At 44.8% G+C, this 24,718-nt stretch carries 17 protein-coding genes, 4 tRNA genes and 3 rRNA genes; 12 read left to right on the plus strand and 12 right to left on the minus strand.

Going from position 1 to position 24,718, the window contains the following annotated elements:
• The first annotated feature begins 156 nt into the window (after window positions 1-156).
• The 3 genes from ACZ5A8_RS00005 to rrf all read left to right on the plus strand — a co-directional run bounded on the left by ACZ5A8_RS00005 (window position 157) and on the right by rrf (window position 4,995).
• A 16S ribosomal RNA gene (locus tag ACZ5A8_RS00005) occupies window positions 157-1,634 on the plus strand.
• Between the two features lie 255 nt (window positions 1,635-1,889).
• Window positions 1,890-4,795 (plus strand): 23S ribosomal RNA (locus ACZ5A8_RS00010).
• 78 nt (window positions 4,796-4,873) lie between these two features.
• Window positions 4,874-4,995, plus strand: a 5S ribosomal RNA gene (rrf, locus tag ACZ5A8_RS00015).
• Together the 16S, 23S and 5S rRNA genes form the textbook arrangement of a ribosomal RNA operon.
• 559 nt (window positions 4,996-5,554) lie before the next feature.
• Here rrf and bfr read toward each other — a convergent pair.
• On the minus strand, window positions 5,555-6,025 hold the full coding sequence (bfr, locus tag ACZ5A8_RS00020; protein ID WP_464531544.1) for a bacterioferritin: 471 nt from the start codon (window positions 6,023-6,025) through the stop codon (window positions 5,555-5,557).
• 342 nt (window positions 6,026-6,367) lie between these two features.
• Between bfr and ACZ5A8_RS00025 the strand changes: the two genes are divergently transcribed.
• The 6 genes from ACZ5A8_RS00025 to tpiA all read left to right on the plus strand — a co-directional run bounded on the left by ACZ5A8_RS00025 (window position 6,368) and on the right by tpiA (window position 10,411).
• On the plus strand, window positions 6,368-6,955 hold the full coding sequence (locus ACZ5A8_RS00025) for a YIP1 family protein (protein WP_464531546.1): 588 nt from the start codon (window positions 6,368-6,370) through the stop codon (window positions 6,953-6,955).
• Between the two features lie 145 nt (window positions 6,956-7,100).
• Window positions 7,101-7,172, plus strand: a tRNA-Cys gene (locus ACZ5A8_RS00030).
• Window positions 7,173-7,245: 73 nt separating this feature from the next.
• Window positions 7,246-7,317 (plus strand) — tRNA-Cys (locus tag ACZ5A8_RS00035).
• Window positions 7,318-7,487: 170 nt separating this feature from the next.
• A complete protein-coding gene (locus ACZ5A8_RS00040; protein WP_464531547.1) occupies window positions 7,488-8,105 on the plus strand; it encodes an endonuclease III domain-containing protein in 618 nt (205 codons plus the stop codon).
• A gap of 262 nt (window positions 8,106-8,367) precedes the next feature.
• Complete coding sequence (locus tag ACZ5A8_RS00045) at window positions 8,368-9,546, plus strand: bifunctional 5,6,7,8-tetrahydromethanopterin hydro-lyase/3-hexulose-6-phosphate synthase (protein WP_229390498.1); 1,179 nt, start codon at window positions 8,368-8,370, stop codon at window positions 9,544-9,546.
• A gap of 196 nt (window positions 9,547-9,742) precedes the next feature.
• Window positions 9,743-10,411: a triose-phosphate isomerase gene (tpiA, locus tag ACZ5A8_RS00050; RefSeq protein ID WP_464531549.1), complete on the plus strand. Its 669-nt coding sequence runs from the start codon at window positions 9,743-9,745 to the stop codon at window positions 10,409-10,411.
• 433 nt (window positions 10,412-10,844) lie between these two features.
• On the opposite strand, the gene ACZ5A8_RS00055 is transcribed toward tpiA, so the two are convergent.
• The 6 genes from ACZ5A8_RS00055 to ACZ5A8_RS00080 form a co-directional block, all read right to left on the minus strand.
• Window positions 10,845-12,401, minus strand: a complete 1,557-nt coding sequence (locus ACZ5A8_RS00055; RefSeq protein ID WP_464531550.1) for a HEAT repeat domain-containing protein — start codon at window positions 12,399-12,401, stop codon at window positions 10,845-10,847.
• Window positions 12,402-12,478: 77 nt separating this feature from the next.
• Window positions 12,479-13,993, minus strand: coding sequence for a prephenate dehydrogenase (locus ACZ5A8_RS00060; protein ID WP_464531551.1), 1,515 nt, complete (start codon window positions 13,991-13,993; stop codon window positions 12,479-12,481).
• Window positions 13,990-14,832 carry a shikimate dehydrogenase gene (locus ACZ5A8_RS00065; RefSeq protein WP_464531553.1) on the minus strand — a complete coding sequence of 281 codons (843 nt, stop codon included), beginning with the start codon at window positions 14,830-14,832 and terminating at the stop codon, window positions 13,990-13,992. Before ACZ5A8_RS00065 ends, ACZ5A8_RS00060 begins: the two co-directional genes overlap by 4 nt.
• Window positions 14,829-15,572 carry a type I 3-dehydroquinate dehydratase gene (aroD, locus tag ACZ5A8_RS00070; protein WP_464531554.1) on the minus strand — a complete coding sequence of 248 codons (744 nt, stop codon included), beginning with the start codon at window positions 15,570-15,572 and terminating at the stop codon, window positions 14,829-14,831. Before aroD ends, ACZ5A8_RS00065 begins: the two co-directional genes overlap by 4 nt.
• Before the next feature lie 141 nt (window positions 15,573-15,713).
• Entirely contained in the window at window positions 15,714-16,856 is a 1,143-nt protein-coding gene (locus tag ACZ5A8_RS00075) for a 3-dehydroquinate synthase II (protein WP_464531555.1), read from the minus strand.
• A 127-nt stretch (window positions 16,857-16,983) separates the two neighbouring features.
• Window positions 16,984-17,781 carry a 2-amino-3,7-dideoxy-D-threo-hept-6-ulosonate synthase gene (locus ACZ5A8_RS00080; protein WP_229390504.1) on the minus strand — a complete coding sequence of 266 codons (798 nt, stop codon included), beginning with the start codon at window positions 17,779-17,781 and terminating at the stop codon, window positions 16,984-16,986.
• A 488-nt stretch (window positions 17,782-18,269) separates the two neighbouring features.
• Here ACZ5A8_RS00080 and ACZ5A8_RS00085 point away from each other — a divergent pair, with 488 nt between their 5' ends.
• Complete coding sequence (locus tag ACZ5A8_RS00085; protein ID WP_229390505.1) at window positions 18,270-18,839, plus strand: GMP synthase subunit A; 570 nt, start codon at window positions 18,270-18,272, stop codon at window positions 18,837-18,839.
• 156 nt (window positions 18,840-18,995) lie between these two features.
• Here ACZ5A8_RS00085 and ACZ5A8_RS00090 read toward each other — a convergent pair whose 3' ends face one another.
• The 3 genes from ACZ5A8_RS00090 to ACZ5A8_RS00100 form a co-directional block, all read right to left on the minus strand.
• Window positions 18,996-20,327 carry a signal recognition particle protein Srp54 gene (locus ACZ5A8_RS00090; RefSeq protein ID WP_229390506.1) on the minus strand — a complete coding sequence of 444 codons (1,332 nt, stop codon included), beginning with the start codon at window positions 20,325-20,327 and terminating at the stop codon, window positions 18,996-18,998.
• Between the two features lie 354 nt (window positions 20,328-20,681).
• Window positions 20,682-20,756 (minus strand) — tRNA-Met (locus tag ACZ5A8_RS00095).
• A gap of 69 nt (window positions 20,757-20,825) precedes the next feature.
• Window positions 20,826-20,900, minus strand: a tRNA-Met gene (locus tag ACZ5A8_RS00100).
• Between the two features lie 239 nt (window positions 20,901-21,139).
• Between ACZ5A8_RS00100 and ACZ5A8_RS00105 the strand changes: the two genes are divergently transcribed.
• The gene (locus ACZ5A8_RS00105) at window positions 21,140-21,331 is read left to right on the plus strand and encodes a hypothetical protein (RefSeq protein ID WP_229390507.1); all 192 of its coding nucleotides are present in this window, start codon (window positions 21,140-21,142) and stop codon (window positions 21,329-21,331) included.
• A gap of 143 nt (window positions 21,332-21,474) precedes the next feature.
• Here the strand turns inward: ACZ5A8_RS00105 and ACZ5A8_RS00110 are convergent, their stop codons facing one another.
• The gene (locus tag ACZ5A8_RS00110) at window positions 21,475-22,335 is read right to left on the minus strand and encodes a protease inhibitor I42 family protein (protein WP_464531557.1); all 861 of its coding nucleotides are present in this window, start codon (window positions 22,333-22,335) and stop codon (window positions 21,475-21,477) included.
• Window positions 22,336-22,730: 395 nt separating this feature from the next.
• Between ACZ5A8_RS00110 and ACZ5A8_RS00115 the strand changes: the two genes are divergently transcribed.
• The gene (locus ACZ5A8_RS00115) at window positions 22,731-23,678 is read left to right on the plus strand and encodes a formyltransferase family protein (protein ID WP_464533961.1); all 948 of its coding nucleotides are present in this window, start codon (window positions 22,731-22,733) and stop codon (window positions 23,676-23,678) included.
• Here ACZ5A8_RS00115 and ACZ5A8_RS00120 read toward each other — a convergent pair.
• Window positions 23,660-24,442, minus strand: coding sequence for a helix-turn-helix transcriptional regulator (locus tag ACZ5A8_RS00120; RefSeq protein WP_464533962.1), 783 nt, complete (start codon window positions 24,440-24,442; stop codon window positions 23,660-23,662). The genes ACZ5A8_RS00115 and ACZ5A8_RS00120 overlap by 19 nt on opposite strands.
• Between the last annotated feature and the right edge of the window lie 276 nt (window positions 24,443-24,718).

Consider the following 24,718-nt stretch of genomic DNA (forward strand, 5'->3'; position numbering starts at 1 on the left):
GACAGAAGTTGTTTTCTGTCTGACGAGGATTTGTCGGTTCGGTTAATTCTGGGTGATAGGTGTTTTCACATCTATCGCGAAATGAACTAACTGAATTTGATGTTGTTAGTGCAAGTTTCTGCGACCAAGACCTTTAATTTCAAGTGTGCTATAACAATTCTGGTTGATCCTGCCAGAGGTTACTGCTATCGGTGTTCGCCTAAGCCATGCGAGTCATATGTTCTTCGTGAACATGGCGTACTGCTCAGTAACACGTGGATAACCTGCCCTTGGGTCCGGCATAACCCCGGGAAACTGGGGATAATTCCGGATACCGCATATCTGCTGGAATGCTTTATGCGTAAAATGGATTCGTCTGCCCAAGGATGGGTCTGCGGCCTATCAGGTAGTAGTGGGTGTAACGTACCTACTAGCCAACGACGGGTACGGGTTGTGAGAGCAAGAGCCCGGAGATGGATTCTGAGACATGAATCCAGGCCCTACGGGGCGCAGCAGGCGCGAAAACTTTACAATGCGGGAAACCGTGATAAGGGGACACCGAGTGCCAGCATCATATGCTGGCTGTCCGGGTGTGTAAAATACACCTGTTAGCAAGGGCCGGGCAAGACCGGTGCCAGCCGCCGCGGTAACACCGGCGGCCCGAGTGGTGATCGTGATTATTGGGTCTAAAGGGTCCGTAGCCGGTTTGGTCAGTCCTCCGGGAAATCTGACGGCTTAACCGTTAGGCTTTCGGGGGATACTGCCAGGCTTGGAACCGGGAGAGGTAAGAGGTACTACAGGGGTAGGAGTGAAATCTTGTAATCCCTGTGGGACCACCTGTGGCGAAGGCGTCTTACCAGAACGGGTTCGACGGTGAGGGACGAAAGCTGGGGGCACGAACCGGATTAGATACCCGGGTAGTCCCAGCCGTAAACGATGCTCGCTAGGTGTCAGGCATGGCGCGACCGTGTCTGGTGCCGCAGGGAAGCCGTGAAGCGAGCCACCTGGGAAGTACGGCCGCAAGGCTGAAACTTAAAGGAATTGGCGGGGGAGCACAACAACGGGTGGAGCCTGCGGTTTAATTGGACTCAACGCCGGACAACTCACCGGGGGCGACAGCAATATGTAGGCCAAGCTGAAGACTTTGCCTGAATCGCTGAGAGGAGGTGCATGGCCGTCGCCAGTTCGTACTGTGAAGCATCCTGTTAAGTCAGGCAACGAGCGAGACCCGTGCCCACTGTTACCAGCATGTCCTCCGGGACGATGGGTACTCTGTGGGGACCGCCGGTGTTAAATCGGAGGAAGGTGCGGGCTACGGTAGGTCAGTATGCCCCGAATCTCCCGGGCTACACGCGGGCTACAATGGATGGGACAATGGGTCCCTACCCCGAAAGGGGTTGGTAATCTCACAAACCCATTCGTAGTTCGGATCGAGGGCTGTAACTCGCCCTCGTGAAGCTGGAATCCGTAGTAATCGCGTTTCAATATAGCGCGGTGAATACGTCCCTGCTCCTTGCACACACCGCCCGTCAAACCACCCGAGTGAGGTATGGGTGAGGGCACGGACTCTGTGCCGTGTTCGAACCTGAATTTTGCAAGGGGGGTTAAGTCGTAACAAGGTAGCCGTAGGGGAATCTGCGGCTGGATCACCTCCTAAGCCAAAAAACACTATCACCCAGATGCCGATAAACCGAACAAATCCTCAAACCAGAGATCCAATGGATTCCATCTGGATCTCTCCATTAATAACAAACCAATTTGTTATTCAAAATAACAAATTATTCCATTATCATCAAGTGCACCCGGTAAGTAGCTTATCGGGGAAGGATGGATAGCCTGCGCGGAACCGCGGGCACATGAAGTCGTGTATAGGTGCTGTATATTGAACGCTAACTGGACCTGGTTAGGTGTAACAGGAGTTATGCTATCAGGTGGATGGCTCGGCTCAAGAGCTGATGAAGGACGTGCCAAGCTGCGATAAGCCCGGGGTAGGTGCATGGAGCCAATGAACCCGGGATCTCCGAATGGGACCTCTCCATAGTGATCAGTAATGATCGGGAACGCTCCGAATTGAAACATCTCAGTAGGAGCTGGAAAAGAAATCAAACGAGATGCCGCTAGTAACGGCGAGTGAAAACGGCACAGTTCAAACCGAATCCCTTCGGGGAAATGTGGTGTTGTAGGGCTGTTCAAACGTCTCGCGGCAAAACCGAACTTGCCTGGAACGGCAGACCATAGAGTGTGACAGTCACTTAGGTGTAAGCCAGAAGACCGGAACATGTCCCTGAGTACCGTGCGTCGGATATCGTGCGGGAATCCGGGGGGCACCAACCTCCAAAACTAAATACTACTTGAGACCGATAGCGAAATAGTAGGGTGACCGAACGCTGAAAAGTACCCCGAGAAGGGAGGTGCAAAGTGCCTGAAACCTGATAGTGATGGAACGATACGGCATGAAAGGATCTTTGGTACGAAGGAAGCACCCGCGAGGGTGTTGTACGAGTATCACTGCCAGTGTCGTATCTTACGTTTTGAAGAACGGGCCAGGGAGTGTATCTTGGTGGCGATGGCTAACCTTTTATCTGGGCAGCCGAAGCGAAAGCAACATGTGCGCAACCCTCACGGGTGAGGCACGACGTATACAAGTGCGTGGAGTCACCGGGGTACGACCCGAAGCCGGGTGATCTAGGCGTGGGCAGGTTGAAGCGTGGCGAAAGCTACGTGGAGGACCGCAAGCGGTATTGATCTGCAAATCATTCGTGTGACCTGCGTCTCGTAGTGAAATGCTAATCTAACCCGGCATCCGCTGGTTCCTTCCGAAACATGTCGCAGCATGACCTGACCGGAGATTGTCGGTGGAGTAGAGCACTGATTGGCGGTTCCGGGGGGAAACCCCTCGCCCGCCTGTCAAACTCCAAACCCACTGTCATCGAAGAAAGTCGGAGTCCGGACTACTGGGGTAAGCTTGTAGTCCGTAAGGGAGACAACCCAGCCCGTGGTTAAGGTCCCCAAGTGTCGACTAAGTGTTAACACTAAAGGGCGTCCCAAGCCCAAGACAGCTGGAAGGTTAGCTTAGAAGCAGCTACCCTTCAAAGAGTGCGTAACAGCTCACCAGTCGAGGTTTGGGGCCCCGAAAATTGACGGGGCTCAAGTCGACCACCGATACCACGGAGTACCGAAAGGTAATCTCGTAGGAAGGCGTTGTGTTCGGGCTGAAGCAGGGCTGTGAAGTCCTGTGGACCGTTCACAAACGAAAATCCTGGTAATAGTAGCAGCATAGCAGGGTGAGAATCCCTGCCGCCGAAGGGGCCAGGTTTCCTCGGCAATGATCGTCAGCCGAGGGTTAGTCGGTCCTAAGACGTACCGTAATTCGAGTACGCCAAAAGGGAAACAGGTTAATATTCCTGTACCATTTAGCACTGAGCTCTGACGTTTCAGGGCAGGCCGAGCGGCGTCGTCGCGCCGTCTAAGCAGCGAATCCTGTGGAGAGCCGTAATGGCGAGAAGCGGGCGAATCTGTTATGGCTAAAGTCGGCTGCACCCAGGAACCCGTGAAAAGGACAGCTAAATGTCCGTACCGAGAACTGACACTGGTGCCCCTAGCTGAAAAGGCTAAGGCGTGTCGGAGTAATTCAGTTAAGGGAATTCGGCAAATTAGCTCCGTAACTTCGGGAGAAGGAGTGCCTGCTGTGTAGACAGCAGGTCGCAGTGACCAGGGGGCTCTAACTGTCTAATACCAACATAGGAGATTGCAAACCCGTAAGGGCTAGTACAATCTCTGAATCCTGCTCAGTGCAGGTACCTGAAACCCCGGTTCAACGGGAAGAAGGGCCTGTAAACAGCGGGGGTAACTATGACCCTCTTAAGGTAGCGTAGTACCTTGTCGCTTAATTGGCGACTTGCATGAATGGATCAATGAGAGCCCTACTGTCCCTAACTGGAGTCCGGTGAAGCTTACATTCTAGTGCACAGTCTAGAGACCTCTAGGGGGAAGTGAAGACCCCGTGGAGCTTTACTGCAGCCTGTCGTTGGGTTGTGGTTCTGGATGTACAGTGTAGGTAGGAGACGTCGAAGCGGGTGCGCCAGCATCCGTGGAGTCGCAATTGGGACACTACCCTTCCGGGACTACGACCCTAACTCTGCGAAGAGGACCCCGATAGGTGGGCAGTTTGCCTGGGGCGGGACGCCCTTGAAAAGATATCAAGGGCGCGCAATGGTTGACTCAAGTGGGTCGGAAACTCACTGAAGAGTGCAAGAGCATAAGTCAGCCTGACGTTATTCAGCACAGCAGTGGATGACGAGACGAAAGTCGGTTCTAGCGAACTTTTGTGCCTCCTTGGTGGGGGCCAAAAATGACAGAAAAGTTACCCCGGGGATAATTGAGTCGTTGCCGGCAAGAGTACATATCGACCCGGCAGCTTGCTACCTCGATGTCGGTTCTTTCCATCCTGGCCGTGCAGCAGCGGCCAAGGGTGAGGTTGTTCGCCTATTAAAGGAGATCGTGAGCTGGGTTTAGACCGTCGTGAGACAGGTCGGTTACTATCTACTAGAGGTGCCAGAGGTCTGCAGGTAAGCTGCTTTTAGTACGAGAGGAACCAAGCAGCGGCGCCACTGGTGTACCGGTTGTCTGACAAGGCATCGCCGGGCAGCTACGCGCTAAGGAATAAGAGCTGAATGCATCTAAGCTCGAAATCTGACCTAAAAAGAGACCTCTTTAAGGATTCCGGTAAAAGACCGGTTTGATAGAAACGGGATGTAAGCACCAAGGCAACGAGGTGTTCAGTCCGCGTTCACTAACTATCCGTTCCTTTCACCTAATTCAGGTCCAGGCGAAATTCAGTATGCAGCACACCTATACACGACTTCATCTTTCCATATCCCATTTATAGGTAGAGTCTGGCGGCCATAGCGGCAGGGAAACTCCTGTACCCATCCCGAACACAGAAGATAAGCCTGTCCACGTTCCTTACTGTACTGAAGTGTGCGAGCCTTCGGGAACTCTGGATCGCTGCCAAACTCACCCTATACTACTTTCAAATCTATCTAATATTGTTTTCTAATATTGTTTTCTAATATTGTTTTCTAATATTGTTTTCTAATATTGTTTTTTCTGAATATTTTGTTTTCTGATGCCAGTTTTTAATAATGTTTTTTGAAACTGCTTTTTGATAATGTTTTTTGATATCGTTTCTCTACATTATTTTTTGACATCGTTTCTTAACGTTGTTTTGTTATTTCAGTTGATTTTATTATTACTGTTGTTTTTACTTCTTTGAAGCTTCTTCTCTGTTTGTACACTTTTTGTCTGTTGAGCGAAGCTTAGTATCAGTATCTCTCTATATTAGCCTTCTTTTTGAGGCTGTAGAAGTACATGCTGCCGCCTTTTGCTGGTCTGGCAAACTTTATTAATCAATTTTACTGACTCTCGTAAAAAAATTCTAAAAATATAATGTTTTTTTCTCCCATTGGATAAATCTCTCTAGATATCCTGGGGCATTGGAAATTTTTACTCTTTACCATGGCTTTCACAGGTGGCCCCAGGAATATCTCAAAAACAGAAGTACAGCAGTTAGTCCTTATTCATAGATCTGTTGCGCCAGATAGTTCTGGATACCGATCTGGTTGATCTGGTCGAGCTGCGCCTCAATCCAATCTATATGTTCTTCTTCTTCCTTCAGGATCGCCTCGAGAAGCACTTTAGTGTTATTATCTCTTATTTCTGATGCCAGGCGGATACTTTCGTTGTAGCCTTTAATGGCCCCATCTTCGGCCCTGCGATCACTTTCATGCATCTCCGGCACAAAGGAGCCGATAGTCATTTCGTTTAAGTTGCTGACGATAGGCTTCCCTTCGAGGAAGAGGATACGCTCTATCAACTTTTCAGCGTGCTTCATCTCGACAATGGCGCGCTTTTCGATTTCTTCTCCCAGTCGCTTGTAATTCCAGTTTTCGCACATTTCAGCATGAACAAAATACTGGTTGATAGCAGTCAATTCCTCAGTTAAACGAGCATTTAGATGTTCGATCATCTTTTCATTTCCTTTCATACATAAACCCCCTATGCAAAGGAAATTATAGTTTGCACAATTTATAATTATACACTATAAAAATACTTTAATATTCGATTGTCTATCGAAAACGATAAAATGGCGCTTTTCAGGCGTCAGTTTTCTCTCAGTCATTGACATCACTTCATGTAATTAATTACTTATGAGATACGACCTCGGCATCCAGATCTTAAAAAATGTCTCCGAAAGAAGAATCAAGTCCTGATCCTTATTTGTCCTGATTTGCTTTTTCGAATTACTCTATTCAATCGAAAAACAGAACTTCTTTTTTTAATGAATTTATTTAAATAAAAATCAAGCATATTTTCATTGGGGTGACTTATGAATTATATCAATACCTGGAAAGAGGTCATGCTAAGACCATCTGATTTCTACAGGAGCATGCCAAAGATCGGAGGATATGCTGATCCGCTCATTTTTGCAGCAATCAGTTTCATTATATACGGGCTTTTAACTGCGCTTCTAGCCATCCTTTTTGGTCGCGGGATGTATATGGGCGGTATGTATGATGGAATGTATGGAGGAATGTACAATAGTGCTGGAGAGTTCAGCCTTTTCACTATCCTTACGACTGTAATTGTATTACCTGTTGCAGGTATCGTCTCTCTCTTTATTGAAGCCGCAATACTCTATGTTATTTATAAAGTTCTTGGGGGAAAAGGAAGTTATGAAGGTACTATGAGGTTCGTATCCTATGCAACTGCCGTGCTGGTAGTATCCTGGATTCCTCTTGTAGGCTGGATCGCCGGGCTTTACGGGATATACCTCTATATTGTAGGCGGTATGCACGTGCACAATGTAAGTATGGGAAAATCCGCAATAGCTATTCTTCTGCCCACAATTCTGGTCTTCATACTGATGGCTCTGTTGATGGCAGGACTATTCGCTTTTTCTCGCTTTTTCTTTTGAGCTTGAATATCTCCTTTCTGGATATTCTCTCCTTGCTTTTTACACGAGCGTGTAATAAACTTTTAAGAAGATTGCCTCAAGCTAAATATTTATATATAAGAAATTACTTTAATTGCATCTACACGACTAATACGTGCTCAAAAATGCCAAGATGGCGGAGCGGCTACGCAATCGCCTGCAGAGCGATACCATTCCGGTTCGAATCCGGATCTTGGCTTTTCTCTTCTATTATAACAGATTTGACCTAAAACTATATATTCAATAAAGTGCTTTAAAAGAATCCACTTTGTGCCAAGGTGGCGGAGCGGCTACGCAATCGCCTGCAGAGCGATACCATTCCGGTTCGAATCCGGACCTTGGCTTCTTAAGCACTTTCCACTTCTCTTTTAAAGTTCTTTTTCATTTCTTACCTTTTCTATATTTTTTATCTTTAACTCAGACCTCTCTAAAACGTCTGTTTTCGTTTTTTATTAACGAATTAATTATATCTTTAATCTTGTATTTTTATATTAAGAGAATACTAACTCTGGGCATGGATATTGATGAACTTATGCAGAGACTTTTCGAACTTTATCCGGACGGTTGCACTGTAGACATAAGGGAACCCTTTTTCGCATTAATCTCAACTGTTATGTCCCACAGGACCCGGGATGACGTAACCTATCCTGCAGCAAAAAGGCTTTTTGAGAAGTTCTCAACCCCTGAGGAAATGGTCGAGACTGATGTTGAGGAGATTGAAGCACTCATAAGAGATGTGGGTTTTTACAGGGTCAAAGCCGGAAGGATAAAGGAAATCTCCAGAATTTTACTGGAAGAATACAAAGGCAGGGTTCCGGATAATATGGAGACTCTCCTTAAACTTCCCGGAGTCGGCAGGAAAACAGCTAACTGCGTACTTGCGCATGCATTCCTTAAAGAAGACGCACTTGCTGTCGATACACACGTTCACAGGATTTCTAATAGGCTTGGGCTGGTAGTGACAAAGAATCCTGATGAGACCGAAATGGAGTTAAAAAAAGTCCTGCCGCAAAAGTACTGGAGGCACGTAAATATTTTGCTTGTAAAATTCGGGCAAAATGTCTGCCGGCCTATATCTCCAAGGTGTGGAATTTGCGTCCTGAACGATATGTGCCCTAAAATTTTCCTTTGATTGGGAGTTTCCCGGACTACTTTTAGTTATAGAATCGAATTCGTAAGGCTCTGTACAGGGGTGAAAACCCTTATGGAGGATACGAGATTATTTATATAAAGCTGGCATTAAGCAGCAAAAGGGTTACTTTTAACCTAAATTCGATGACAGATTCATTTAAGGTACACAACTATCATACTTTACATAGTATATTCTCAATACTCTGCACAGTATATGTAATCAGTAATCTGCATCTCATATTTACCAATTTACGAGGTCAAACATGTTTCAGATAGGAGAAGCATTAATGGGGCAGGGCTCAGAACTTGCCCATATTGATTTGATGATAGGAGACAAAGGAGGTCCTGTAGGGCAGGCTTTCGCAAACGGCCTTACGCAGCTTTCAGCCGGACATACCCCTCTCCTTTCCGTTATCAGGCCCAACCTGCCTCCAAAACCTTCTACTCTTATTATCCCGAAGGTTACGGTAAAGAATATGGACCAGGCAGCAAGGATTTTCGGACCTGCCCAGTCAGCTGTTGCAAAGGCAGTAGCAGACTCTGTAGAAGAAGGCGTTATCCCTAAGGATCAGGTTGAGGACATTGTCATTGTAGTGAGTGTCTTTATTCACCCTGAAGCCCAGGATTACAATAAGATCTACAGATACAATTACGGAGCCACAAAACTCGCAATCAAGAGAGCACTTGAAGGCTTCCCTGACATCGACACTGTGCTTGAAGAAAGCAACAAGTCCACACACGCTATCATGGGCTTCAAAGTCACAAGGCTCTGGGACCCACCATACCTGCAGATTGCTTTTGACAACCCTAACATCGAGTTCGTGCTTTCGGCTATCTCGGATATCCCTAAGAGCGACCACGTCATTATCGAGGCAGGCACGCCCCTTATCAAGCGCTACGGCATGGATGTAATTTCCAAGATAAGGCAGGTAAGGCCAGATGCTTTCATTGTTGCTGACCTGAAGACTCTGGACACCGGAAATCTTGAAGCCAGAATGGTTGCAGATGCTGCAGGCGATGCTATTGTAGTCTCAGCCCTTGCCCCTATTAGCACCATTGACAAGCTCATTGAAGAAGCCCACAAGACAGGTATCTATGCGGTAATGGATACTCTCAACCAGCACGACCCGATTTCGGTCTTGAAGCAGCTTAAGGTCATGCCCGATGTCATTGAACTCCACCGTGGAATTGATATCGAAGGCACAGAACATGCCTGGGGCAACATTGAAGAAATCAAAAAGATTGCTCCAAAGGCTCTGGTTGCAGTTGCAGGCGGAGTACGCCTTGACAAGGTACCTGTTGCCCTTAGCCAGGGTGCTGACATCCTTGTGGTCGGACGCGCTATCACCAATGCAAAAGACATCAGGGAAATGGCTGAGCAGTTCATTAATAGTCTTAACAAGCCAGAGATCGACCAGTTCAGGGTCATGACAGACTTCTGAGCAGGTTTCGAATATTTCCCTAAAAAGCTGCCGGAGAAACTGCTAAAACGGCTGTTGTTACAAGTGTTAGAAACAGCTAACAAACCGCTAATAACAAAGTTACGGAAAAACCTCCGGCAGAAACTCTCAACGAAAGTGTGGATTTCCACGCTTTTTATTTTTCACTTTCTTTTCACTTCTCAGGAGGGTATCTTTCTTGAGTTCACCATTCATTTTACTGAACTATAAGACCTATATACAGGGCACAGGTCAGGGAGCAGTTGATATTGCAAAAGCCTGTAAAATCGTGTCCGAAGAATCAGGTATCGAGATTGCGGTAGCTCCTCAGCTCCCGGATATTTACAGGGTAGCTTCCGAGGTTGAGCTTCCAGTCTTTTCCCAACATCTGGATGGAATAGGCGCAGGAAGCTTTACTGGCCATATCTTCGGAAAATGCATAAAAGAAGCAGGAGCTGTCGGGACTTTGATCAATCATTCCGAAAGGCGTCTGACCCTTTCAGAAATCGAAGCTTCTCTGAAAGCGGCAAAAGAATTCGGGCTCAGAACAGTGATATGTACGAATAACGTCCCTACAACAGCAGCAGCAGCAATCCTTGGTCCGGATTATGTTGCAATCGAGCCTCCTGAACTTATAGGCAGCGGAATCCCGGTCTCAAAAGCCGACCCTGAAGTTGTTAGTGGTTCTGTTGAGGCAGTAGCAAAAGTCAATCAGAGAGTAAAAGTGCTTTGTGGAGCCGGAATCTCAAAAGGTGAAGACCTTAGGGCAGCCCTTGACCTTGGCTCGGAAGGTGTGCTTCTGGCTTCTGGAATTGTTAAAGCTGCAGATCCAAAGGCTGCACTGGAAGATCTTATAAGTTTGATTTAAATTATTAACTCGTTTTAATTTTTTCTGAATCTTTTTCCTCAAAAAACACGGATAATCTAAAACATGCACATTGGTCATCGGTTAAGGAAAAATCGTTATCACTTGCATTGATTTTCATAAAATTTGTTAAATTATTCATCAAATGCAAAACTGGAATCTGATATCGATTTCAATTTAAACACTAAACATTTGGGTTTGAGTTTTTCCGTCGAAATCGAGATCCGCAGCTCAAAATCCTTAACCGAATACAAATGAAAACATGCATAATCCCCGGATGAAAACATGCATAATCCGTATGGATAAAAACACCCGAGTAAAATACCAGAGTAAAATTCGAGTAAAGAGTTATCTGAGTAAAAAAGATGCGGCTTTTTCAGCCGCTTTTTTGAGTTTTTTCAGGACTTTCAGGTTTTTGATTACTGATAGCTCTAAATCACTGATAAGCCTGAATAAGGGGCTCAACTGCTCTCGGGTCCCCAATTTCAATAAGAATCAGGGCGGTTTCATCCTTAATTTTCAGGTCTTCGGTTTTCAGGTTTTCTATAAGAGGCTCAACCGCCGGTTCTCCCATATTTATAAGGGCTTCTCTAGCACTAACTCCAAAGTCTTTATCTCCAAGTTTTTGTATGAAAAACCCTGCAGCTTCCTGATTATTAGTTTTTCCAAGAGCAAGGAGAGCTCCGTTTCTAATGCTCGTATTCATGGTCTGATTGTCAAACACCATTTTAAGAGTACTTACAGCTTCAGGGCTTCCTATATTTCCAAGAGCTGAGGCTGCAGCTACCCTTACCTCAACCATTTCCCCATCATCGGTTAGCACTCCGGTTAATGTTTCCGTAGCCTTTGGGCCTCCTATTCCTCCAAGGGCAAGGACAACACTTTTTCGGACATCTGCATTTGCGTTCAGGTTATCTTTTCTTCTTCCTTCAGCTTCTTTTCCGCTCGCCAGAACGTCTATCAGCGGCTCTACTGCCGATTCATTTCCCATTCTACCAAGCGTAAGGGCTGCATTACTCCTTACCGAAGCCTTTGAGTCTCTCAATCTCTCGATAAGATATGGTACAGCTTCTTCTGCTTCTAGTTTTCCAAGGGAGACTGCAATACTGCTCCTGATGTAATCTTTCTCGTTATTTTTTAATTCCATCATCAGGGTATCTATGGCTTTTTCATCTCCGAGTTCTCCAAGTGCCATAGATGCACTATATTTTGCCAGAGGGTAGTCCCTGGTAAGCATTTTCAGTAAGGGGTCTGTTGCAGCTTTTTCCTTTTCTTGTCCAAGAGCCATTGCAGCTGCAACTCTTACGTATCCATTTTCGCTTTTAAGAGCGTTAAGGAGTTTTTCAGTTTCGTTCCCCGGTTCTTCAGGGTCAATTTTTGAAAGCGCAAAGGAAGTATAGAGCGTAGAATTCTGTTCTTCAGCTTTTAGAGCCTCTTCAAGAATATCCGTGTCATTTCCGTATTCCATATTAAGGGATCTTGCAAGGCTCTCTCGCATGGCTTTATCTTTTGTTTCTATAGCCTGCATAATATCTTTTGGAACTTCTCCCTGACTCTGTTTTCCGGCTGCATCAGCTGCAGTCCTATTTGAAGCCCCGTTCTCTTCAAAGTTTCCTGAAAGAGTACTTTCCGCTCTTTCATCTCCGGTTTCAAGAAGTGCGAGAAGCATATAACTTTTTATTTCTCCCGAGCTTGAATTTCCGGCCTCAATCGGTTCAACATTTTCAATCCTTTCTATGAGAACGTTTGCTGCCAGCTTTCCGAATTTTCCAAGTTCAGCTATTGAGTTTAATCTTGTTTCACGGTCACCAGTTTCCAGCCTATTTATGAGATATGTGACCTGATTTTCGCTTGAAACTCCAGCCACTGCTGTGGCGTTTGTTGCATTTCCATTGCTTTCAATAAACTTATCACCGCTTAAAAGAAGTGAAAAAAATATGGTAAGAGTGATAAGTGCAAATAAAAGAGAAATTTTCCATTTGACCTGAGACATTATGTTTTGTATTTATTTATTTATTGTTTATATCGGTTTCTCTGCTCATTAAGGCACAGTTCTAGGAAATAGCTCTTTCATTTCTCACGCTTCAGGTTTTTCTTTCTTATCCGGCACCCAAGCCCGGAAAGAAGGACTGTCACTTCAGTTTCGACAGAATCTGCGTTACAGTCTCCAAAAATAGTTATCCTATAAGTCACTCCTAGCTTTTTTGTCTCACTTAAATTTTTTTCGGATACTGTCTCATTAGCCCAGTTATAGATATCACTGATTTGACAATCTGTAAGATGCTTGTTTGTATTGATCGCTCCGAGAACTATCTCAGGGTCGGCACTTTCAGGGATGAGGACTGAAATATCCCGGATCGAATGTTTCAGGTTTTCTCTTCTCCATTCCCTTAACTCGGACTCCGAAAGAAGTCGAAGGTTTTCAAGCTTGAGTTTTACGAATTTGTTTTTGATATGAGGAGCAGTACCTTTCGAAACCAGTTTTGTAAGAACTATCTCGTTCGGCCCCACCTCTTCCACTCTACCTACATGGACTTTTCCGGAGTAAATGTGAGAAAAACCGCAGACTTTTCCGACAGAGTTAAGGACAGTCTCGTATTCTGCTATCCTGGAATTAATAAGTTTGTCCGACCTGTGCAGGGCATGGGATGTATCATCATATTTTCGGGCAGCAGCCTTCATTTTTCTTACAAAGCCCTCTTCATCATGAGCCCGTACAAGGCTGGATAGTTCCTCACATTCCTTTATAAATGCCTCATGCACTTCCGGAACACCCGGGTTTTCCATCTGAATCAGGGCGTAGAGGTAGGGATTCTGTCCAAGAATTCTGCCCACAAAGTCAAGCATTATACTGTAAACCGGGCTTACGAATTTTCTGGATTTCTTGATGTCAAAGTCAAGCCTGTTAATAGTCGCCCCTATAGAGATATAAGCAAAATGAGTAAGACCCTGCACTACCGAGACCAGCCGGTCATGTTCGGCTGCGGTCGTGATTTCAACGTGTGCACCGTTTTCCTCAAAAAGCTGCCTGATTATCGGAAACCATTTTTCAGAACGCCCTTTTACCGGAACAAGGATTACGGTTTGCCCCCGGATTGTGGGAATTGTGGGGCCGAACATAGGGTGTGTTCCAAGGATCTCAACATTTTCGGGTGCAAAGCTCTGCATAGCTTCTACAGGCTTTACCTTGATGGAGGTAAAGTCCATAAGAAGGCTGCCTGCTTTCATCTTTGGGGCAATTCCTGCAATAGTTTCTTCCGTTGCATTGATAGGGACGGATACGATTACTATATCATTTTCAGGGATAACTGCTTCAAGGTCCGAAGCAAAAGGCACATCCAGTCTCCTGGCGACTTCCACCTTGCCCCCTTTTCCCCATACAGTAACCTCATAGCCCTTTTCTTTAAAAAAACGAGTGAACCACTGCCCCATTTCTCCGGTTCCGCCAAGGATCAGAACCCTCGTTTTTCCGAAATTCTGTTTTTCCAGACCTGGGTTCCATATTTGGGTTCTTGTATGGTTTTGCAGCGCATGGCACTGATCTTTTTCGGCCTTCATTATTCCTGTCTCAAGATCCGTATTCAAGCCTGCAGAGCCTCCAGTACGGTTTTTTTCATGAGTTCTATTGGAGGTTCAACTCCTGTCCAGAGTTTGAAAGCTTCTGCTCCCTGATACACGAGCATTAAAACCCCGCTTACGGTTTTTGCTCCGGCAGCCTTTGCTTCCCTTAAAAGCCTGGTCTCAAGCGGGTTATAAACGATGTCAAAAACAGTAAGGCTGCTGTGAAGTTCTTCTGCTGTTGCAATAGTTGTATCTGTGTTCGGGTGCATCCCGAGAGTTGTGGTATTGATCAGGATATCTGCATCCTGCAACAATTCTTTTAGCCCTGAAAGCCCGGCACCGTTTATTTTTCCCGGAAGGGTTTCAGCCGAGATCTCTTTTGCAAGTTCGAGTGCCCTTTCTTCGGTCCTGTTTATTACTGTGATATCGGCGCCGTCGGCTGCAAGCTGAAAAGCGACCGCCCTTGCTGCTCCTCCTGCCCCTGCGATCACCACTCTGGACCCCTCAATTTCCACTGCAGCATTCAGGAGTGCTTGCCTTGCTCCCAATCCGTCGGTGTTGTACCCCTGAATTTCTCCTGTTTTTTCAAAGATTACAGTATTTACTGCTCCAATTCTTTTTGCAAGGGGATCAGGCTTGATAAAATCTAGTTTCAGAGCCTCCTCTTTTAATGGAACTGTCAGGTTAAGCCCTCCAAACCCCATAGCTTCTGCTCCGAGGATTGCTTTTTCCAGTTTTTCCGGCCTGACTCTGAAAGCGTGATAGATGCAGTCCATTCCAAGGGCTGAAAACGCTGCATTATGCATGGCAGGGGAAAGGGAATGCCCTATAGGGTTTCCAAATACACCAAAAACTTGCTTCATTTTAGCATTTCCATTATCTTCTTTACTTCATCCACAGGAAGCTGACCCGGGGCTGCGGCTGAATCCCCTTCCATCGAAGCATATGTCAGGACTGAACCGTAAAGAGGCGCAATTACTCTTGTATGTTTTCCTTGCTCCCCCATGGCAATAGTGCATACTGACTTTCCCGCACCCCTGAAATCCAGCGTAACTCGCAAAAGATTAAGGACATCTTCCATTGACTGGGGCATCACTGCAAGTTTGGCAATATCTGCACCAGAAAGAAACATTTCTTCAAGAATTGCTTTCATTTCCTGAAGAGAAGGAGTTTTTAAAAAGTCGTGGAAAGACACGATTACGGTTTTTTCGTGCTCTTTTGCCACTTTTATAACTTTGTCTCTTTCTTCCCTATCTGCAGAGAGTTCGATATCAACTGCATCAGGTCCGTTTTTATCCGGTCCATCTTTAAAAGAAAGGAGCCCTGTAAGAAGTCCGGTTCTTTCTCTCTCTTTTCCTTCCCATTTTCCTCCTTCCTCCCTGGAACGGTTAGTAACGATTACAGGAAGCCCTGTTTCAGACTTTATTTCCCTTACTGTTTCTGCAGCTCTCTCCAGGTCCCTGACTCCCAGCAAGTCCAACCGGACTTCAAGAATATCGGTTCCTTTTTCGGCTGCTTTTTTTGAGGAATCAAGCGGTTTTTCGAGAATTACTGCAACAACCGCAGTTTTCTGTTCAAGGTCAAATTGGCCTATGTGGGTCATGCTTTCTCCGAATCCGGGAGCTGTTTATTTGTCTGCAACTGGGTATTTTGCCTGTAACCAGTGATTTACCTGTGTTGGATTAATCTGCCTGTTTATCGAGCTTCTGCGTTTTAAGCTTTTGAATAAGAAGCTTATAATAAGTTACTTCTCTATGATTGTCTCCTGTATTTTTTTGCCGAAATGTCTGGCTCCTTCTTCGAGACGGACAAGGACCTCGTCTCCTTTCTTCAGTTTTGCAACTGAGATCGGGCTTCCATCCTTTCCTACAAGCTTGATGGTTTCGGCGTTTTGCAGGATTGCTGTTAAAGTCCTATCTTTTGCTTTTGCTTCGATTAACATAAGGGGGCGGCTTTCGATCTTGACTCTGCCAACTATACCCTCCCGCTGTTTTCCTTTCGAGTCTACAATAGTTACGGTATCTCCGGTCTGGAGTTCCGAAAGATAGCGGGTTTTATCCCCTATTTTAATGTAAGAATGAACTGCACCTGCATTTACCCTGAAGGGGCGGGCTGCCACGTAAGGGCTCTCCTCGGATTCCGAATTTACAAGGAACATCCCGCTTGCCTGCGAACCTATAAGCATGCCTTCTCCGCGCTGCATGAGGTTGCAAGTATCCACACAAACCCGGTCTCCCATTCCAAGGGGTTCTACCCTGGTTACCACTGCAGCTTCAAGTTCGGCGCTTTCGCTTTCCTGTTCTCTTGCAGCCTTGATCGTATCTTTTATTTCCTGAGGGTTTCCGCTGTCAAGGAGAACTCCATCAGCTCCTGCTTCAAGAGTCTGGAAGGCGAGCCTTGCTTCTTCAGCACTTTTTACCCCGAAGATAATCTTTACTTTCTCGCGCTGGAGATCGGCTATCAGGTTCTCGAGAGGAATAACTTTCCAGTCAGTGCCTGTCACAAGCAGATAATCACAGATCTTTCCCATTTCGGCTGCGAAGCGTTCATAGTGTTTATCCTTGATGACCACATATCCGCCTACGTTCACGCCTTTATCCATGAGCAGGGTTGCTGCGTTTACATCAAAAGAACCCGGAAGCTCCGCAGGCAGGGGTTTTGTCCCGTCACCTTCTCCTCTCTTTCCCACTACCACGATATCAGCTCCGGACTTGTTGTCACGGGCAAAGGCTGCTACTGTAATGTTTCCGAGTTCCCTGACTTTCTCTACATCTCCCGGATTTACAAGTACACAGTCGGCTCCGGATTCCAGGCCTGTCGTGATTCTCTCTTTCTGTTCTTCCCATCCGCCTTCATCGGCTTTTATCCAGACGCTTTTCTTTTTCAAAGGCTTTCAACCCCGTTCATAAATTCTGTTTTTTACTCCGGCCTTACTCCGGTACTTTCATTTTCGGTTTTTATTTTTTATTTCGGGCTTAGTTTTTGCTTCTCAGCACCCTTTTCTTAATGTCTCTTTACTTTAACTGCTCAAGAGCTTCTTCTACAGGCCTTCTATGGTGTACGATTTCGCAAATAGCCCTGGTCAGCCTGACCGGATCCCTGTGCTGGAACACATTTCTTCCGATTGCAGCTCCTCTCGCTCCGGCTTCCATTGCTCCGTCAATCATTTCAAGAAGCTCGAAGTCGGTTGAGGTCTTCGGTCCACCTGCAATTACTACAGGCACAGGGCAGCCCCTTACCACATCTCTGAAACTGTCAGGATCTCCGGTGTATACGGTTTTTACAACGTCAGCTCCGAGTTCGGCTCCAATCCTGGCAGCATGTGCCACATTTACAGGGTCGTGAGGATTTGTGATTTTTTTGCCTCTGGGATACATCATAGTAAGAAGAGGCATACCCCATTCAGTGCAGTCCCTGGAGATTGTCCCTAGCTTTTCGAGCTGGTCGGTTTCCGTGTCGGACCCTACATTGATATGCATGGAAACTGCATCAGCTCCCATTTTTATCACTTCCTCAACAGTACAGACCTGCACCTTAGCGTTGGGGTCGGGGCTCAGTATAGAAGAGGCACTGATATGCACGACAAGCCCGATATCATGACCGTATCCTCTATGTCCGTACCTGACCATTCCTTTCTGCATAAGAACTGCGTTTGCTCCTCCTTCGGCAACCCTATTAACTGTATCGGTAATATTGATAAGCCCTTCAATGGGTCCGTCGGAGATCCCATGGTCCATGGGAATAATGACCATGTTTCTGCTCTCCCGATTCATCAGCCTTTCTATGCGTATTTTTTTGCCAATCTCTGACATGGTAGTTCCCCTAAGTTCTGAACTAATTTACTTTATTTGTAAGTTTTATTGATTTTATTAATTGATTCTTTCTAGCGTGCTAGTATGTCACATAGTAGCACGCATCTTTTATTTAAACTTATTCAAGCCCTGATCCTGTGCAGCTTCACAACTTCTTTGGGTTTAGATAACACTCATTGGACTAATTTGTACATCTATGTACTATAGTGCTCAGCTCTTAAAGTTTTCTCTTATTTGACAGTTCGTGGTTGGATAGTTCATTATAGTTAGATTGTCATGTCTGATTTCATTCCTTCGATAACTGCCCATACGTATTTTCTCTTTTCTGAGATAGCTGCATGAACCTTGAAACTGCGGATGTGAAGAATCAGAAAGTGCTGAAGCAAAGCCAGGAAGATACAAGAATTAAAATAGGATAACATGGGCTAATAGAATAAGCTTAGAGCGTAAGAACCATTTCACATTTGTAAACAGGAACGGAAGAAACTATGAGAGAATTAAAAATCCTTGTTGTAAACAACTACGGACAGTTTTGCCACCTTATTCACAGGGCTGTTCGGGACCTTGACATGGATACAAAGATTATTTCCAATATAACCCCTGTAGAGGATATTCTGGCGGAGAAGCCTGACGGGCTAATCCTGAGCGGAGGGCCGGATATGGAAAGGTCAGGCCTCTGCTCTGACTACATCCGGGAAATTGATATCCCTATTCTTGGAATCTGCCTCGGACACCAGGCAATTGCGCTTGCTTACGGAGGTCATGTTCATGCAGGAAAAAAAGGCGGGTATGCCGAGGTTGAAATAGAGGTCCTCGAAGAAGATGACATACTCAGGGGACTTGGCCCAAAAACAACTGTATGGGCTTCTCATGCAGATGAGGTTGCCATTCTTCCTGAAGGGTTTATCCACCTTGCCCGCTCAGATGTTTGTGAAATTGAAGCCATGCGCCATCCCACAAAACCGATTTATGGTGTCCAATGGCATCCTGAGGTTTCCCACACCGCGCAGGGAGAAAAGTTACTTATGAACTTCTTTGAGGTTTGTGATCAGTACTGATCAATCAGTACTGACACTTCTGTAATTTAGAAAAAAATCTATAAATCTCTAAAAAGAGTCGGGGTTATCTTAAAGAATCCTGTAAATTCTAAGAATTACATAAAAAGAGCAAAAATAATCTAAATATAAAAACGATAGAAAAAAGTCCCGGGATTATTACATCCCAAGTTTTTTCTTCATCATCTTCTGAATATTGAATTTTCCGCCTCTGAAACCTTTCAGAGCCGTTTGCATGGTTTTGTGGTACTTCAGAAGCTCTCTTACATCTTCGGGACTGCAGCCTGAGCCTCTCGAAATTCTTTTGATCCTTGAGCCGCCTATAAGTTTAGGATCTGTCATTTCCTCTTCTGTCATTGAGTCCATGATGATCTTGTAATTTTTCATCTTGTCACTGGTGGCCTGGAACATTTCATCCGAGAACTTCGCGCCTCCCATTCCACCCATGCCCATAGGGAGCATTGACATAATCTGTTTCAGAGGTCCCATCTTATTCATTGCTTCGAGCTGCTTGTACATATCCTTCAGGGTGAAGCGTCCCTGCATCAGGGCTTCAACATTTACGTCTTCTTCACTCAGGCTCTCCTCTGCCTTTTCCATCAGGCTCTTGAGGTCTCCCATTCCGAGCAGCCTTGAAATAAACCTGTCAGCTTCGAACTTTTCAAAATCTTCCGGGGTTTCACCAACTCCGATAAAAGCAATCGGAGCTTTTGTTTCGGAAACTGCCGAAAGCGCTCCACCACCTTTTGCTGTCCCGTCCAACTTTGTGATGATAACGCCTGTGATCCCTACAGAGTTGTTGAACGCGTGAGCCTGCTGGCTTGCCTGTTGCCCTATGCCTGCATCCAGAACCATGAACTTGTGGTCGGGTTTTGCGATAGCATGAATCCGTTCCATTTCTTCTATCAGGTCGGCTTCAAGGGCGTGTCTACCTGCAGTATCTACGATTTTTATATCATATTTATCAAGCGCTTTAAGCCCGTTTCTGGTGATCTCGACAGCATCAGGGTTTCCTTCTTCTCCGTAAAAAGCCACATTGAGTTTCTCAGAGAGAGTCTTAAGCTGGTGGTAAGCCCCAGGACGGAATGTATCTGCGGCAATAACTCCTGCTTTGAGCCCTTTTCTCTGGAAGTAGCGGGCGAGTTTTGCAGTGCTCGTGGTTTTTCCGCTTCCCTGTAGCCCCACCATCATAATTGTCTGGGGCTTGAGCTGAATTTCCGCTCCTTTCCCGATGATTTCCATCAGTTCCTGATATACAATGCGGATTACGTGCTCCCTCGGGTTCATACCCGCAGGAGGTTCTTCTTTCATTGCACGCTCTTTGATTCTCTGGGACATCCCCATGACAAGTTTTACGTTAACGTCGGCCTGGAGCAGAGCCCGCTGAATATCCTTTACTACTTCGTTGACCGTGCGCTCATCAATTCTCCCTGCGCCGATCAGTTTCTTAAGTGCCCCCTGTAAGGAGTCTCCGAGTTTTTCCATTACCATATGAGAATCGTCCTGCTTAATTTTGAGAATGGATAAAAAGGTAGTTTAAGTTCCGTTTATTAGCCTGTGCAAGGAGATTACTTTTTCTTGCGTTTATTTTTACCTTATAGGAATGTGATCTTTTCTGAATTTATTTTAATCCTGTTAATCCTGTATAAGAAAGTGATCTTTACTTAATAAGCCTTTGAGTTTCTGACGCCTTAAAAAGGTATGATAGAACGCATAAGATAGGATTAATTAACTGGATATTAATGAGTGCCCGGATATAAAAAATAGAGGTACGGTACAAAACCTGAGATAATACAAATTATCGGATAGAGAAAAATGAAACCAATGTCTAAAAGAATTGTTTGATAGCGGGGGATGGATTCGAACCATCGGTCTACGGGTTATGAGCCCGTCGGGATCTCCTGGCTACCCCACCCCGCTACGAGGTTTTTGCTTTATTTTGTCCAAAAGGAAAATTATCAGGAAAAAAGTTATCTGAAAGTTCTCTTATAGCGGGGGATGGATTCGAACCATCGGTCTACGGGTTATGAGCCCGTCGGGATCTCCTGGCTACCCCACCCCGCTACAGGGTTTTATAGGTCAGGCACCTTGCCTGAGACAACTACCTGAACATACTAACGATTACTTATATACTTTTCGCTCGATCCATTAATCTTTCCGGAAAATCGGATAACTTTGCATCTGCTTTAGAAGCTTCACAGTTTCAATCCTGCCTTTTTCAGGTTTTTATTTATTTCTAGTTTTGCTGGTTAACCTGGAATTTTCAGGAAAGATATTTGAAAGCCGGAGACCCACATTATACTATGACCAGATGTTTGTTTTGCGGAGCCTATTGTGAAGTAAAATGCGGAGTCTACTGCGAAAGCTATTCCGGAAACCCCGAAGAAAAAGAACACAGGGAAGATGTAAATATACTTGGGTGTACTCAGATAGGCACGTCGTATATCTGCGACAGTTGCCTTAAAGACTTAAAACAAGCCCTGGGGCTCCCGTAAGATCGCTGGAAAAATAAGGTGACTGCTGATAGGAAGTATTTTTTCATGCCCCATCTCTTAATTGGGATTCCTCCTAACTTGAGATTTCTCTTACTTAATAAAAAATAAAAAGGAGGAAAAGGCATGAAAAGCAAGACTGCAGTTCAGACCACTTCTACACTAAGTGTAAATCTGTCTTCAGTGCCGGTTTCATTTTCCCAGGATCTTTTATATATTGCCATTACTTGCTGGTTGCCCTCGGAATCGGCTTTGATTTCCCAAAGATGAACCCCTCCGGCACCAACAAGAGGCTCTTCACCTTCTTCAGACTCTGGAGGATAGTACTCATCCGAAACCAGACTGAGCCCCTGGCTCAGGTTAAGTTCCCAGGAATAGCCCGTGGTAGGGTTTTCCTGAAGCCTGAGATAAAATGTCTCTTCATTTTCGAGGCTTATACTTGTTCCATTGCCAGCTTCGGTTACTACCTGCTGTCTCGGAGGCATGGGACTCGGCAGTTCCTCTAATGTATTATCAACGGCAAGCTCAAATGATCCTGTTGCCCCATTTACATTTACAGTATAGTTTCCGGCTTTGAGACCCTGCACGTCAAGCGGAATTGTTTTCTCAAAATCTTCTATAGCCTGGGTACACACTGCATCTTTTGGGCGCTTTGTCGTGATATTGATATTGAAGACATTTCCTTCCCTTTCAGTGTTTACTTCGTCGATTTCGGTGCATCCATCAGGAAGGTAGCCTTCTGCTATCACATGTATCTGTACGGGAAAAGATTCTAGAGTCAAAATATCGATGCTTTCCACGTTTGCAGTACCGTATATGTATTCTTGTTCGCTGGTGTTCTGGCCGTCAGTTACTGGACCTTCTGTTTCATTATCCGTATTGTTTTGTCCATCGTCAACACAGCCGGAAAGTGAAATTGTAAAGATAACGAACAGGACTGCCATCAGTCTCACAGCTTTTACAGATCTGTGATTTATTACAGGCCCGCCATTTATTTTTCCTTTCATTTATCTCCCTCTTGATTCTTCTAATATATAGATAAAAAGATAAGCCTGTTCGAATTTATCCTTTGCTTAAGCTTCAGTTCTGTTCGCAGCTTTAATAATATGTTTATTTTCTCTGTTATTTTGAAATTATATGAACTACATCTTTCTCTTTATAGCGAATCGATTTTTGCCAAAAGGATTTAAAGAGTAAGTAGAGCGGCACTCAGGGAGTTTTTCGATTTGAGTTAGTAAAAACGGCTAAGATTGGCATGAAGTGCAGTTAAAAGAAAAGTTGAAAGAAAGGTTGAAAGAAAGGTTTAAAAGGAAGGTTTAAAGGAAGGTTCAAAGAAGTCCCTGTAGCAGGTTTTGTTTTCATCTGGTATCCGATAAATTTAGGTGGGATTCTATTGAGGGTTGTGGTTATTACACAGGGCATTCCGCAAATTCTTCAAGCCATTATAGAATCAAAACATAAAGTTGTGGGAATTGTTGATTGTGCCCCAGCAAACGAACCAGATAAGTTTCTCAAAGCAGCAGGAAGGTTCCTTACAGGTGTTCACTACTCTCTGACTTCAAATCCTTTGAGCCTGAGACTTTTTTCCCGAAAACTGCAAATCCCTTACTATTATCTTAGAAAAGAGAACAGTAATGATCTGGAAAAATGGGTCAGGAATGTGGAACCTGATCTTATTGTTATATATTCCATGTCTCACTTGTTGAAAGAGAACGTCTTTAGCCTTCCTTTATATGGTACCGTTAATATTCATTATTCGTACCTTCCGGAGTACAGAGGACCGAATCCGCTGTTCTGGGAATACTATGATCATATACTCAATCCCGGTGTAACCATCCACTGCGTGGATAAGGGAGAAGATACGGGAGATATCATCTGCCAGGAACGTGTCCTTATAAATTCTGGAGAGGCACTCGAAGAAACCGGTCAAAAGCTGGTCTCTACCGGAATTAAACTGCTCTCAGAGGCGATGAATGCTCTTGAAAACGGGAGTGTCAGAATTAAACAGCAGCCTATTGGCACCCCAACAGTAAGGGCCAGAAAAATCAAGCCCGAAGAATATAATAAACTGGTAAAGTGGGATGATTGGAGTGTTGAGAGAGTCTTCCATTTTTTAAATGGTACCCCGAAGTATCATTCCGCTCTGCTGAAGAAAAATAGCTTTTACAGGCTGGGATTCAGTATCAGGATTCTGGATTACGAAGAATGCAATACTTCAGGGTATAAGGCCGGCAACCTCTATAAAGAAAAATCAGGGCATTTTTTCGCCTGTAGAGACGGGAAAATATATGTTGAAATAAAACCTTCTCTTGATAACTTTTTTGTCCGAATTTATCCTTTTATCTCCTGAGCCTTGTCTTTGTAATGGAGAATAAGGTCTTCAGTCCATTTCAAAGGGGCGGCTTCAAAACTTATAATACTTTCCTGGTCATAAGCTCCTTTCCAAGTAAGGAAATCAGCCATCATGAAATGTTCAGTTTTCGTCAACATAGCTATTTTCACTTCGTCAGTGCAAACAAAAAGCCGCCTGTTTTTTCTGGCCAGATAAAGCTTCAGTTCTTTCTCGAAGTCGTTTTTTAATCTTTCATAAATTCTTTTTGTTACTACAAGAGTAATTTCAGTGTTGTTATCTGCAATTCTGAGAAATATCCCTGGAAGTGCCGGATGGAATATTGAAGACAGAGAAAGCAGGTTTTTTGAATTTTCTATATTTTTTAGAAACACTGCAGGAGTTTCGAAAATTTTATCAGGATCGGGTTTTACAAGGGAATATGGTTTTAGTTCGTTAAGTCTCTCAAGGAAGGCTGGAGACAAACCACTCAGATCACGCTCCTGCCAGAATTCCTTATGTTCCTCGATGACTTCAAGAATGTCAAGCAGGGGCTGCATTTTTTCAACCAGAATTTCTGCAAGAGGGGTAAGCCGGTATTCTTTATCATCCTGCAAAATCAGAAAATCCTCCTTTAACTTTTTGATCTGGGGAAGCATCCCTGTAGGGGTAACATTCAGGAGATCTACGATTTCTTCTATCGTTTTTCCTCCCTCCTTGAGGAGGAGCAAAAGGTCCTTTCTTTTCTGGGACATAAAGAGCAGGTCTATCAACATTTTGTCCATTGTTTTCACTTTCCAGATTCATGTCTCTGCGGAAAAATTATTTTTGATTCTTTCTGCTTTCTGGAAGATCTCTTGAGTCTTTTATTTCCGGCAGCAGTAATCAAATATCTTTAGCTTTAAGGCTTTTTTCAAATAATATCTTAACTGCATCAAAATATGCCAGTAAAGTTTTCAAATATGCCAGTAAGGTTTTCAAATTTGCCTTAAAGTGTTTCTTTTTAGTCCTTTTCCGAACTATTTTTTAACAAGATAAGAAAACTTAAAGTCTATGGTCTG

The organism is Methanosarcina subterranea (assembly GCF_055385895.1).

Coding starts and splice junctions, on each gene's coding strand:
- bfr (WP_464531544.1), bottom strand. CDS start 6,025: ATGAAAGGAAATGAAAAGATGATCGAACATCTAAATGCTCGTTTAACT.
- ACZ5A8_RS00025 (WP_464531546.1), top strand. CDS start 6,368: ATGAATTATATCAATACCTGGAAAGAGGTCATGCTAAGACCATCTGAT.
- ACZ5A8_RS00040 (WP_464531547.1), top strand. CDS start 7,488: ATGGATATTGATGAACTTATGCAGAGACTTTTCGAACTTTATCCGGAC.
- ACZ5A8_RS00045 (WP_229390498.1), top strand. CDS start 8,368: ATGTTTCAGATAGGAGAAGCATTAATGGGGCAGGGCTCAGAACTTGCC.
- ACZ5A8_RS00055 (WP_464531550.1), bottom strand. CDS start 12,401: ATGTCTCAGGTCAAATGGAAAATTTCTCTTTTATTTGCACTTATCACT.
- ACZ5A8_RS00065 (WP_464531553.1), bottom strand. CDS start 14,832: ATGAAGCAAGTTTTTGGTGTATTTGGAAACCCTATAGGGCATTCCCTT.
- aroD (WP_464531554.1), bottom strand. CDS start 15,572: ATGACCCACATAGGCCAATTTGACCTTGAACAGAAAACTGCGGTTGTT.
- ACZ5A8_RS00080 (WP_229390504.1), bottom strand. CDS start 17,781: ATGTCAGAGATTGGCAAAAAAATACGCATAGAAAGGCTGATGAATCGG.
- ACZ5A8_RS00085 (WP_229390505.1), top strand. CDS start 18,270: ATGAGAGAATTAAAAATCCTTGTTGTAAACAACTACGGACAGTTTTGC.
- ACZ5A8_RS00090 (WP_229390506.1), bottom strand. CDS start 20,327: ATGGTAATGGAAAAACTCGGAGACTCCTTACAGGGGGCACTTAAGAAA.
- ACZ5A8_RS00105 (WP_229390507.1), top strand. CDS start 21,140: ATGACCAGATGTTTGTTTTGCGGAGCCTATTGTGAAGTAAAATGCGGA.
- ACZ5A8_RS00110 (WP_464531557.1), bottom strand. CDS start 22,335: ATGAAAGGAAAAATAAATGGCGGGCCTGTAATAAATCACAGATCTGTA.
- ACZ5A8_RS00120 (WP_464533962.1), bottom strand. CDS start 24,442: ATGGACAAAATGTTGATAGACCTGCTCTTTATGTCCCAGAAAAGAAAG.